The organism is Acinetobacter sp. YH12040, assembly GCF_013420005.1.
Classification (GTDB): Bacteria; Pseudomonadota; Gammaproteobacteria; order Pseudomonadales; family Moraxellaceae; genus Acinetobacter; species Acinetobacter amyesii.
This window is the reverse complement of the sequence record NZ_VOZB01000008.1, coordinates 169041-181060: the sequence shown is the minus strand read 5'-3', so window position 1 is coordinate 181060 and position 12020 is coordinate 169041. Positions and strand designations below refer to the sequence as shown.

At 39.2% G+C, this 12020-nt stretch carries 14 protein-coding genes; 10 read left to right on the top strand and 4 right to left on the bottom strand.

Annotated elements, in window-relative coordinates:
* Window positions 1-113 precede the first annotated feature (113 nt).
* From FTT99_RS11135 to FTT99_RS11125, 3 genes are all read left to right on the top strand, one after another.
* The gene (locus FTT99_RS11135; RefSeq protein ID WP_180161457.1) at window positions 114-761 is read left to right on the top strand and encodes a hypothetical protein; all 648 of its coding nucleotides are present in this window, start codon (window positions 114-116) and stop codon (window positions 759-761) included.
* Between the two features lie 40 nt (window positions 762-801).
* Complete coding sequence (locus FTT99_RS11130; protein ID WP_180161455.1) at window positions 802-1674, top strand: hypothetical protein; 873 nt, start codon at window positions 802-804, stop codon at window positions 1672-1674.
* Between the two features lie 219 nt (window positions 1675-1893).
* On the top strand, window positions 1894-2289 hold the full coding sequence (locus FTT99_RS11125) for a hypothetical protein (RefSeq protein ID WP_180161453.1): 396 nt from the start codon (window positions 1894-1896) through the stop codon (window positions 2287-2289).
* A gap of 65 nt (window positions 2290-2354) precedes the next feature.
* Here FTT99_RS11125 and FTT99_RS11120 read toward each other — a convergent pair whose 3' ends face one another.
* The 3 genes from FTT99_RS11120 to FTT99_RS11110 form a co-directional block, all read right to left on the bottom strand.
* Window positions 2355-2825, bottom strand: coding sequence for a transposase family protein (locus tag FTT99_RS11120; RefSeq protein WP_180131493.1), 471 nt, complete (start codon window positions 2823-2825; stop codon window positions 2355-2357).
* Window positions 2773-3168, bottom strand: coding sequence for a transposase family protein (locus tag FTT99_RS11115; RefSeq protein ID WP_180131491.1), 396 nt, complete (start codon window positions 3166-3168; stop codon window positions 2773-2775). Before FTT99_RS11115 ends, FTT99_RS11120 begins: the two co-directional genes overlap by 53 nt.
* A 263-nt stretch (window positions 3169-3431) precedes the next feature.
* Window positions 3432-5144, bottom strand: a complete 1713-nt coding sequence (locus tag FTT99_RS11110; protein WP_180131489.1) for an electron transfer flavoprotein-ubiquinone oxidoreductase — start codon at window positions 5142-5144, stop codon at window positions 3432-3434.
* A gap of 194 nt (window positions 5145-5338) precedes the next feature.
* Here FTT99_RS11110 and FTT99_RS11105 point away from each other — a divergent pair, with 194 nt between their 5' ends.
* The 5 genes from FTT99_RS11105 to FTT99_RS11085 all read left to right on the top strand — a co-directional run bounded on the left by FTT99_RS11105 (window position 5339) and on the right by FTT99_RS11085 (window position 9775).
* Window positions 5339-5947, top strand: a complete 609-nt coding sequence (locus tag FTT99_RS11105) for a DUF1285 domain-containing protein (protein ID WP_180131487.1) — start codon at window positions 5339-5341, stop codon at window positions 5945-5947.
* A 48-nt stretch (window positions 5948-5995) separates the two neighbouring features.
* Window positions 5996-6880: a glutamate racemase gene (murI, locus tag FTT99_RS11100; RefSeq protein WP_180024507.1), complete on the top strand. Its 885-nt coding sequence runs from the start codon at window positions 5996-5998 to the stop codon at window positions 6878-6880.
* 121 nt (window positions 6881-7001) lie between these two features.
* Window positions 7002-8030: a DUF4062 domain-containing protein gene (locus FTT99_RS11095; protein WP_067764038.1), complete on the top strand. Its 1029-nt coding sequence runs from the start codon at window positions 7002-7004 to the stop codon at window positions 8028-8030.
* Between the two features lie 65 nt (window positions 8031-8095).
* Window positions 8096-9118: a ferrochelatase gene (gene hemH / locus FTT99_RS11090; RefSeq protein ID WP_180131484.1), complete on the top strand. Its 1023-nt coding sequence runs from the start codon at window positions 8096-8098 to the stop codon at window positions 9116-9118.
* 12 nt (window positions 9119-9130) lie between these two features.
* On the top strand, window positions 9131-9775 hold the full coding sequence (locus FTT99_RS11085; RefSeq protein WP_180078086.1) for an MBL fold metallo-hydrolase: 645 nt from the start codon (window positions 9131-9133) through the stop codon (window positions 9773-9775).
* A 90-nt stretch (window positions 9776-9865) separates the two neighbouring features.
* Here FTT99_RS11085 and FTT99_RS11080 read toward each other — a convergent pair whose 3' ends face one another.
* A complete protein-coding gene (locus tag FTT99_RS11080; protein WP_078189771.1) occupies window positions 9866-10051 on the bottom strand; it encodes a DNA gyrase inhibitor YacG in 186 nt (61 codons plus the stop codon).
* Window positions 10052-10134: 83 nt separating this feature from the next.
* On the opposite strand from FTT99_RS11080, the gene FTT99_RS11075 reads away from it, so the two are divergent.
* Complete coding sequence (locus tag FTT99_RS11075) at window positions 10135-10785, top strand: SAM-dependent methyltransferase (protein ID WP_180026647.1); 651 nt, start codon at window positions 10135-10137, stop codon at window positions 10783-10785.
* 6 nt (window positions 10786-10791) lie between these two features.
* Window positions 10792-11994, top strand: a complete 1203-nt coding sequence (locus FTT99_RS11070) for a TIGR03862 family flavoprotein (protein WP_180131481.1) — start codon at window positions 10792-10794, stop codon at window positions 11992-11994.
* Window positions 11995-12020 lie beyond the last annotated feature (26 nt).

Genomic DNA, 12020 nt, shown 5'->3' with positions numbered 1-12020 from the left:
ACTGAGGATCAGAAAGCTTGTTTGAATCGATGTATTTCATCCGCAGATTATGCACGAATGCTAAGAAATCCGGAGTGCAAATATTAACCAAAAAGAAGATCGTTTTTTGATTTATGAAAGAGATCTATTGGTTTGACTTTAATAAAGCTAAATCTGAAATTGAGAAAATTTTAAATAAAAATAATTTTTATTTATATCCGAAAAACTGTGCTCAATCAAAATGTACGTGTAAAGTTCCAGTTTGGTTGGAAGTTGTAGAAGCACAAGATGGTCATGAGGTTAATATATACAAATTAAGTACACGTGCGGATTCAAGTAATTGGTCTATAAATGCTACAGCAGAATACGAAGCATCGAAAAAACAGGTAACTGATTACTATCAAATTTATGAATTTATTGAAAACTCAACTTCATTAACTAATTTTCAACAATATGACTTCGGATGTTGGAAATTTGAGCCAAGTTGGATGTCGAATAATATACATGCGCATGAATCTGGTCATTTATTTAATTGGCCAGATGAGTATTTTGCTTATGGGGGAGCAGTAAATCAAAGATATACTTTAGCTACAAGTAATCCACCATATCAAATAGATCTTAAGATTGCAGAGCCTGCAGATTTTTGGAAAAGAAATTCAAAAAATAATTTAATGGGTGAAGGAACTTTAATTAAAAATCCACAAATGCATGAATATTATCTGCATCAAATTCGAGATTGGTTTGAAAAAGAAACAGGGATTAATTGGGATGTTAAATCTTAAATTTATAATGGTTTCAATTTTATTTATGAGTACTATATCAATGGCGAAAAATAATCAAGAGTTTTACACGAGTACATATCCAAATTATTGGGGTAATCCTCTTATAGAAAAATTTTGGGCTAATAATGGTAAAGAATTTTATTTGAAAAATTCTACAGTAGATAGAATAGGTAGTAAAAATAATAAAATAAACGGAGTCGGTTTGATTGTTAAAAGCTTAACCGAAAAAGAGGCTGAAGATTATGACAAATATGGAAAAAAAATTTTCTTGCTTAATAAAAAATATGATTTAAAAAGTAGTAAAGATAAGAAGCTAAATTTTAGATTTTTTGAAATTTCAGGTGAGAATACTGTTTCTTCAATACTTTTTAATTCAAAAGACAGTAATGGTCAGGAAGTTTTAAAATGGTTTAATGAAAAAAAAATAAATTTTATTAATTCCAGTGAAAGTAAAATGGAAATAGGATTTAAAATTATTACTAAAATAAAAAAAAGTGAATCTGATTATGTTTTAGAGTTGATATTTGAGAATTTATCTGGGCAAGATATATTAATCACTGGGGTTAATGATTGGGAGGTGAGTAATGAAAATAGAAGAAGTAAAATAATATCAAATTTAGTGATTAGGGATGGTTTGAATGCATCTTTTAAATTTAGTTTGAATAAATATAATTTGATAGAGAAAAATGAGGATTTATTAAACAATCTAATATTACCTGGGAAAATGAAAAAAAGTATTCATTTCAAGTTAGATAAAAATGAAATGGATAAGCTAGAAGAATATCAAAAAATTATAGATGATGCAGAGCTAAAATATTATGTTGTTATGGATCTTAGAGTGCTATCGCCAAGTATTATTGCAGGTGATTTTCATTATTTAACTAGTTTGAATGAATTTATTTATTCTAAATGAATTGCATGTCGTATATTTGGTTTTTTCACATTTTTTTGTGCAGGGGAATTGTATTTTTAATGTTTGAAGTAATAATTTTGTAGGTGGAATTTTATTCTGATTTTTTAATTATTTAAACTTACTTGCAATGGTTTTTTTTGATATTGATTTTTTAATTTTATTTAGTGGGTTTGATTTTAAAAAAATTATGTATTTTATTTTTAATAAATAAATTGAGCTATGATGAATTTTGTTGGTGTTTTTAGATTGTTATTTATAGTGCTCATTAGCTCGCATGTATATGCTGATGACGAAAAAATAACATATTTATACGAGAAAAATAAACAAGCGCTTTTTTTAGGTGGGTGTAATAGGGGAGTTTTTCCATTTAATAGTACTGATTTTTCTAACATAAAAGATCTAACCTTAAAATATAAGTTGGAAAAAATTCATCGAAATTATGAAGAGCCTACATCGTTTAATTTTCTGATCGAAAATAAGGAAATTACAATGTACGGTGGAGGAGATGAAGTTGTAAGTAAGCTTTGTAATATGGAAAGTTCTAGAGAAATTAAAATTAATTATTATAAAATTGAAGGATCTAAAAGAATATATTACTATATAGATGAAATTTAAATTTTTATTTAGGCTTAGTGAAATTATTTCTTTTAATTATTTATAAAATAGACTTCTTTCATAATTTATTTTTTGCTCAGCTCTAAATTATAGATTCCCGCAATTAAATTGAATCTTAAGCCCAGTCTTTTTCCTCGATTACGATATCGCTCGGCAAGGATTTTGAAAGTTTTTAAATTACCAAATACATGCTCAACCCCAATTCTTCTTTTGTTGATTTCTTGATTATAGATTTTTAGTTCAGGATCCAATTTACAGCGCTTTTTTGCTTTTAATGGCAACAAGCTATTTGGATACATTGCATAAATCCCTTGATAGCCTTTATCTGCAAGGATAAAGGCACCTGCCGGAATCTGATGTAAGTTTCGTTTGAAGAGTTCGAAATCATGTACAGCACCACGATCAGTGCATAAACTCATAATTTGCTGAGTTCTATAATGAATGATGGCCTGGACTTTGAAAGTATGTGCCTTCTTTTTGCCACTATAGCTTTTCTTCTGTTTTTTTAGGTCTTTGTATTGGAATTTCTGTGGCATCAACAATCACCACGTTCCAGTCGATGCCTTCGCCCTCAGGCAAATGCTTCGGTAAATTAAATAAATTGGACTTGATCAGGCAGTCCTCTACATGACGGACAATTCTTGAAGCAGTCGGCTCTGACACACCATAACTTGTTGCAACATGGAACAAGGTTCGGTATTCGCGCCAATAACTTAAGCACAGAAGGATTTGATCTTCTATGCTCAATTTAGTTGGTCTACCTTTAGCAGGAACATGCATTTTCAGTTGTTCAACCATTAAATCAAAGTTTGACCATGATATGCCGGTGTATCGCTTAAACTGTGTTTCAGAAAGCTTCTTTGAATCGATATATTTCATCCGCAGATTATGCATGAATATTTAAAATTCTTCGGTACAAATAATCAGCAAGAGACTGTTCGTTTTTTGATTTATGAAAGAGGCTTAATAAATAAATCTAATGGATATAAAATGACACATTGATAATTATTTAAAATAAACTAATTATGAAATTCATTTTCTATAGGAACTAGTTTTTTTGTAATAATATTTATTTAAAGAGTGTGATTGTATATTAAAAAATAAACCCGCACTAAGCGGGTTTATTTTTATCTCAAAGGAGATTACATGTTAGGGTAATTAGGACCACCGCCACCCTCAGGTGTTACCCAAGTAATGTTTTGAGACGGATCTTTGATGTCACAAGTCTTACAGTGTACACAGTTTGCCGCGTTAATTTGGAAACGTTTAGAACCGTCATTCTCTTCCATAATTTCATAAACACCAGCAGGGCAGTAGCGCTGAGCAGGCTCATCCCATTTTGGTAAGTTCACATTTACAGGAATAGAAGCATCTGTCAGTTTTAAATGCGCAGGCTGATTTTCTTCATGTACCGTATTCGATACAAATACAGAAGACAAACGGTCAAACGTTAGTTTACCATCTGGTTTTGGATAATTCGGTTTGAAGTTCGCAGCATCGACAGTTTTTAAAGCACTGAAATCTGGCTGTAAGTCATGTAGTGTAAATGGCACTTTAAAGATGTTTTGATCAACAAAGTTGAACGCACCACCCATCCATTGACCAAACTTATGCATAGCAGGGCCGAAGTTACGAGAGTTATATAACTCTTCTTTCAACCAACTGTTGTTGAACTTGTCTGTGTACGCAGTTAACTCTTTAGCGAAGAAGTCTTCACCTTCAGTCACACGTGCAATGGCAAGGTCACCACCTTTTTCCACACCCGCAGCAATCGCTTCAAATACAGCTTCACCGCACAGCATGCCTGATTTCATTGCTGTATGAGAGCCTTTGATTTTCGCAAAGTTTAGGAAACCTGCGTCATCACCAATTAAGCTACCACCTGGGAAAGTGAATTTAGGTAGTGAGTTGAAGCCACCTTTTACAACCGCACGTGCGCCATAAGAAATACGCTTACCACCCTCAAGATATTGCTTGATCAGTGGATGTGTTTTCCAACGCTGCATTTCCATAAATGGATACATGTGTGGATTGGTATATGATAAGTCAACGATCATGCCCAAAGTCACTTGGTTGTTCTCAGCGTGGTATAACCACCAACCGCCTGAAGAACCTGTTTCACTTAAAGGCCAACCTGCACCGTGCATCACCAAACCTGGTTTATGTTTAGCAGGATCTATTTCCCATAATTCTTTAATACCAATACCGTAATGTTGTGGATCGGCATCTTTATCCAAGTTGAATTTTTGGATTAAACGTTTACCTAAATGACCACGACAGCCTTCAGCAAATAATGTGTATTTCGCATGAAGTTCATAGCCAGGGGTAAAGTTGTGCGTTGGTTCGCCATCTTTACCAATACCCATGTCGCCAGTCTGAATACCTTTCACAGTACCATCTTCATGGTAAAGGATTTCAGACGCGGCAAAGCCTGGGAAAATAGACACTTCTAATTCTTCAGCTTTAGCGCCCAACCAACGAACCACGTTACCTAACGAAATAACATAGTTGCCATCGTTATGCATGGTTTTAGGCACCATCCAATGCGGTGCTTCTTGTGATTTTTCATCAGACAATAAGAAATAGGTTTTGTCTTCAGTGACAGGCACATTTAACGGTGCGCCTTGTTCTTTCCAATCTGGGAACAATTCATTCATCGCGCGAGGTTCAAGCACAGCACCCGATAGAATATGCGCACCCACTTCGGAGCCCTTTTCCACGACACAAACGGACAGATCGTTTAGGTTATTTTCAATTGCAAGTTGACGAATTTTAATCGCAGCAGATAGGCCGGCAGGACCTGCACCGACGATAACTACGTCAAACTCCATCGATTCACGTTCGATGTGTTCCATGTAGGACTCCTCATATTTCGGAAGGTGGCATCCATTCAATTCATTTAAATGGTGCTGCCATGAGTGTTCTTAATGCCCAGACACAATTTTTCTATCGTGTCTTTGATATTGTGGGCTAGTATAGTTTTAAACCGAGTTCTAGCCAATTGGCTGAATCATATTATTTTTCCGTCACTAAGGTATTTATTAGGCGGATGAAGCAGCAATTGAACGAAAACCCGACGAAAAAATTCATTAATAGGGATGATAGAAATTTAATGAACATTGCACAATACTTAAAAGATGGACAGTCCGGTCACAAAAGGTCAATCCCCCCATTAGATCAATGGCATCCAAAGCATTGTGGTGCAATGGATTTGAAGGTTTTAGCCAATGGAGAATGGTGGCACGATGGTCAATTGATCAAGCGGCAAGCACTCATAGATTTGTTCTCAACCGTGCTTTGGAAAGAAGATGGGAAATTCTATTTAAAAACCCCTGTGGAACAAATTGAAATACAGGTGGAAGATGAGCCTTTATTTGTTAATCAAGTCGATACGCTTGAGCTAGAAAACAAGCGCTATATCCAGTTTACGACCACAACACAAGACGTGATTGTTGTGGATGATGAACATCCTATTTTTATGCGTGAATATCAAGGTGAATTGCGCCCTTATGTACATGTGCGTTTTGGAATTAATGCACTGATCCAGCGTGCCGCATTCTTTCATTTGGTTGAGATGGGTGAACTGCTTGAAAATGAAAAAGGTGAATCCATTTTAGTGTTACAAAGTGGTGATTTGAGCTTGCAATTAGGCACCTGAGGTTTAAGCTTTCCACCTTGTCATTCTGAACAACATATAAGTGATCCTATGACCGCCATTCACCCCATTTACCCACTGGATGTACCCATGCCGAAAGCTGGCGCAGATGCACCGATCGGTTTATTTGATTCGGGGATTGGTGGCTTATCTGTGGCCTTGGAAATTGCGCGCTATTTGCCGAATGAACGTATTGTGTATTATGCCGATACTGCACATGTACCCTATGGGCCACGTGATGATCAAAATATACGTGAGTTGACTGCACATGCCATAGAGTGGTTATACCGCCAAGGCTGTAAAGTCGCTGTCGTGGCATGTAACACGGCATCTGCTTTTAGTTTGGATTATTTGCGTGAACATTATGGGGAGAACTTCCCCATTATTGGTTTAGTTCCTGCGTTAAAGCCTGCCGTTCTGCAAACAAAAAGTAAAACAGTGGCTGTTCTTGCAACACCTGCGACATTTCGTGGAAAGTTGATTAAAGATGTGATGCATCGTTTTGCTGAGCCGGCAGGGGTCAATGTTCTGACTGTGACCAGTTTGGAATTAGTACCCTTTGTAGAAGCAGGCGCGCAGATGAGTGAGGCTTGTCTTAACACATTAACTGATGTTTTACAGCCAGTTGTAAATCAAGGTGCAGATTTTTTAGTGCTTGGATGTACACATTACCCCTTTCTAAAATCGGCAATTCAGTATATTTTTGGTCAGAAGCTGACATTAATTGACTCAGGTTTTGCAGTTGCACGACAAACAGCCCGAATTTTGATTAAAAATGAGTTATTATTTGATCAGAAACGAGAAAATTGTTTGCGTATAGAATGCTATGTCAGTGGCAATAATGCGGAAAATTTAAAACCGGTTGTGGCGCGCCTGATTCAAGATGATATTTCTTGGAACATTGCCAACATCGGACTTATAAGTTCAGAAGACTAAATCAGTCATTTTGGACAACGTTAAATGAAAAAATTAGTTTTTTATTGGGGTAGTCATGTCGCATTTTCCAGCTAAGATCAATTCGATGCTGAGTGCGTTATGCAGCGGGAGAGGATCACTAATGCTCGATAAGCGTTATCAAGTATTCATTTCCACATCTGGTAGCGAAATGCAGCCAGAACGGATCATTTTGGCTCAGACGCTTGTAGGAATGGGGTTTTTCTCATGGGGGCTAGAACAACGTACACCATTGAGCACTGCTTTTGCACGTCGTCAAATTGACGATTGTGACTATGTGATGATTTTATTGGGTAGTCAATACGGTGAGCAGTCTGTGTCTGGTGTGGGCTATATGCACCTTGAATACATCTATGCGGTGACCAAGCAAAAACCTGTCATTGTGTTTATGCATGATGATCCAGATTCACGTGATGATGCGTTACATGATGCTAAACCTGAACTTCGTGAAAAATTTAAAGAATTTAGAAAACTATTACAAAATGAAGTTGATCAAGTTTTTACCTATCGTAGTTTGCGTGATTTAGAAATGGCAGTTCGATTGAACATGCCACAAATGCTAGAACGCTATCCTGTTACAGGTTGGGTGCGACCACAGAATACTCAAGCTTTACATGATGAAATTGATCGTTTAAAAGCCCAGTTAGTTCAACTCGAAACAGAGTCGGGAAAACGCGAAGTTGATCCGTTCTTATCTTTACCAAAAGTGTCGATGCATGAACTATTTTCATTTGAATACCGCATGCACGCTTATCAAGATGGTAATTTCAAAGAATTAAAAGTACAGAAGAAAATGACGTGGGCGCAGCTCTTGTCGATTTTAGGCGCAACCTTTGTTAATCCAACCCCTGAAGAATTCTTCTCTAAACGAATGAATGAGTTTTTGAATGAAACAGGTTTGGATGATGCACGTATTGAGATGCCACGTGCACATGCGGTTGCGCGGGCACAAGTGAATATTCGTGCTTTACACAGCATTAAAAGCCAGATGCGGCAGAATGACTGGATTGTGCCCAATGGCCGAGATGATCGTCAGCGGATGTTGTGGCAAGTGACCAGTAAAGGTCAAAAATTGCTAGAAAGTAATTTGCTTGATAATGATCGAGTTTTTCAATTTAAATCTGCATATTAATCTATTTTATTAAATAGATAAAAAGCTGCTACATTAGCGTCATTGAAATTGATGGAATAAGCGTAATGTTGCCTGCCGAAAAAGCTAAAGTCACCATTATTCTGGCGAATCTAGGTACGCCTGATGCGCCAACTGTGCCCGCAGTGCGTCGTTTTCTGCAACAGTTTTTGTCAGATCAGCGGGTGATTGAAATCCCGAAACCGATATGGCAAATCATTCTACGTTTGTTCATTTTGCCATTTCGACCAAAGCGTGTGGCGCATGCCTATGAAATGGTTTGGGGCAATGATTCGCCCATGCGTGAAATTTTATTTGAGCAAGTCGCCGCAGTAAAACAGCATCTCACAGCAAAATATCCAGAATTTGAACTAAATGTGATTCCGGCCATGACTTATGGTAATCCGGGGATTTCTGCCGCTTTAGCGCAATTGGCTGAGCAGCCACAAGACCACATCGTCCTGTTTCCACTATTCCCACAATATTCAGCAACATCGACTGCACCGCTATATGATGCGATCGCACAATGGATTCCGCAGCAACGCAATTTGCCGGGTTTGAGCATTATTCGTGACTATTACCAGCATCCTGTGTTTATACAGGCCTTGGCGCAAAGTGTGCGTGATTATCAAGCTAAACATGGTGTGCCAGATAAATTATTGATGTCATTCCACGGTATTCCACAGCCTTATGCCGATAAAGGTGATCCCTATGCAGATCGTTGCCGTGTGACGGGGCATTTGGTTGCACAAGCTTTGGGTTTAACTGCTGAACAGTATGAAATTAGTTTCCAATCGCGTTTTGGTAAGCAAGAGTGGGTGAAGCCTTATACCGATGCCACCTTAGAAGCATGGGGCAAACAAGGCGTGAAATCGGTACAGGTCATGAGCCCAGCATTTTCAGCGGATTGTTTGGAAACGCTAGAAGAGTTGGCGCTGCAAAATGCTGAAATTTTCCAAGCAGCAGGAGGTGGCGAATATGGTTATATTCCCGCATTAAACGCGCGGGATGATCATGTCGCATTGCTCAATTTATTACTTCAAGCTAATCTTGATGCCTTAAAGCAAACATTAGCCCATTCATCGCCTTGAGGTTTTCGCCCTATGTTGCAAGTTAAAATCGTTCCCGTCACGGCATTTCAACAAAACTGTTCCATTGTTTGGGACTCTGAGTCGAAAGAAGCGGTCTTGATTGATGCAGGGGGAGAGCCGGAAAAATTAAAAGCTGAAGTTGAAGCGCTCGGTTTAACGGTCAAAGCCTTGTGGTTGACACATGGCCATTTAGACCATGCAGGTGCGGTTGGCGCATTAACCCAAGCATGGAATGTTCCAGTGATTGGCCCGCATAAAGAAGATGCATTTTGGCTCGACATGATTCAAGACGTATCAGCCAAATATGGCTTTCCGATTCCTGAAAATGTCCATGTGACCCAATGGTTAGAAGGCGGCGAAACACTGAAACTGGGTGAAGAAGAGTTTGAAGTACGTTTTGCACCGGGGCATACACCAGGCCACGTTATGTTCTATAACGCTAAATATGGTGTGTTATGGACGGGTGATGTTTTATTTAAAGGTTCTATCGGCCGGACAGATTTTCCACGCGGTAACCATCAACAATTACTCGACTCCATTCAGCGTGAATGTTTTAGCTTGCCGGATGACACCCAGTTTATTTCAGGGCACGGTCCAATGAGTACCATTGGTTATGAAAAACAACATAACCCTTTCGTTGCTGGTAAAGCGGGTTAAGCAACAAGATTGAGAAAGCCAATAAAAAAAAGGAATCCACACGGATTCCTTTTTTATTTACCTAAATAACAGGTTTATGAACTTGAGTCCTTAGAATTGATCTTCTTCACGGCCACCATCAGCCTGAGGTGCATCTTGTGTCGGCAGACGATATTCATCATTGGCCCATGCACCGAGATCAATCAATTTACAACGATCTGAGCAAAACGGGCGATATTCATTATTTTCCCAAGTCGTCAATGCGCCGCAGCGTGGACAATTCATGGTGGTGGGCATGCTTAACTCCAGCAAAAACGGATGATTCAATTAGGCAAATACAGTCGCAGTTGTTAGACTTATGCCGTTCTGTTTAGTTTGATCTGTTTATGCCTATTCGTCAATTTCAAGCGCAGCGTATGCGAGCTCCCCGTGATTTTCAGCCGATTGATTCCACACCGATTTGTGTGGAAATTGGGGCTGGTAAAGGTAAACATGCATTATTATTTTCAGCCAATCACCCTGAATTTCAATTGATTGCTGTTGAGCGGACACGTGAAAAATTTGTGGCAATGCAAAAGCAGCATCAACTTGAAGGGCAAAGCAATTTAACTCCAATTCATGCTGATGCATTACCTTGGGTAGTACATGCCTTACATCCTGCGCAAGTACAGCAATTCTTTATTTTGTATCCAAACCCTGAACCGCATAATCCTGCACAGCGCTGGTTAAATATGCCATTTTTTGAATTTCTATTGTCGCGTTTGCAGCCGGGTGGTCAGATTACCTTGGCGAGTAATATTCCTGAATATATTGAGGAAGCACAGCAGCAGTTAATCGATGTTTGGAAGCTACCTTTTGTCAAAGAACGCATTGCAGAGACTTCAGCACGCACGCATTTTGAAATTAAATATCTAGAACGCGGTGAACTCTGTCAGCAGCTAATCATTACCAAGCCTGTAGATTACACCACACGTTTTGATGATTTTCAGCCGCTACAAGGTAAGCAACCCACCGAAGCATCTGCGGAATAATTGGGCATGACTCAGCGTATTGCAATCATTGGGGCAGGGCCTGCGGGATTGATGGCTGCGGAAGTGCTTAGCCAATTTGACTATGACATTCATGTTTATGAGCAAAAACCATCGGCAGCCCGTAAATTTTTAATGGCGGGCAAGACGGGGCTGAATATTTCGCATGCAGAACCCGTTGAACAATTTGTGCAGCGCTATGATCAAGTGGAATGGCTGAGTCCATGGGTTAAGCAGTGGGATGCAGCATGGATTCAACAATGGATGAAGGGGTTGGGCATTGAAACCTATATTGGTTCATCGGGTCGGGTCTTTCCTATTGAAATGAAAGCTGCGCCTTTACTGCGTTCATGGTTAAAACGTCTTAGTCTAGACGGGGTACAGTTTTATTATCGACATCAAGTTTTGGACTTACAGTCCAATCAGCTGACAATTCAAAACCTTGTTGATGGATCAAATCAAGCGCTTGGCTTTGATGCGATTATTATGGCGTGTGGGGCTGTGTCTTGGTCACGTTTAGGCAGTGATGGCGCATGGCAAAAATGGCTACAGCCTGAGAGCATTGAAGCTTTTCAGGCCAGTAATGCAGGCGTGGAACGCGTTTGGTCGAAGTTCATGCAGCCTGTGTTTGGACAGCCTTTAAAGCGAGTCAATGCATGGGTCGAGCAAGCCGAGCCGACCCAAGGCGATATCATCATTTCACACTATGGACTGGAAAGTGGATTGATCTACAAACAAGGTCGTGCGTTGCGTCAACAGGTGAAATCTGCTCAGCCCATGCAGCTGACTTTGGACTTATTGCCAGATCAAAGTGTTGAGCAATTGGCAAAGAAACTACAGCCTTCGAAGAAGCAGTCTTTAACCAATGTTTGGCGTAAAGCCGGTTTAGATTCGGCGAAAGCTGCGCTGGTCCGTGAACTGGTGGATAAATCTTTGTGGCATGAGCCGGCCTTACTAGCAGCGAAAATTAAACATTTAGATATTCACCTTGATGGATTTCGCCCGATAGATGAGGCGATTAGCTGCGCAGGTGGTGTGAAGCGTTCAGTCCTAAAAGATGGCTTACAATTGAAGAGCAATCCTTTTGTATTTGTCTGCGGGGAAATGTTGGATTGGGATGCACCTACTGGGGGCTATTTACTTACTGCATGCTTTGCAACGGGTCGTGCCGCAGGGCAAGGTGTACATCAGTATTTAGCTCATTCAGTTTAGGTTTTTTTTAACTGGATTGGGTTCCA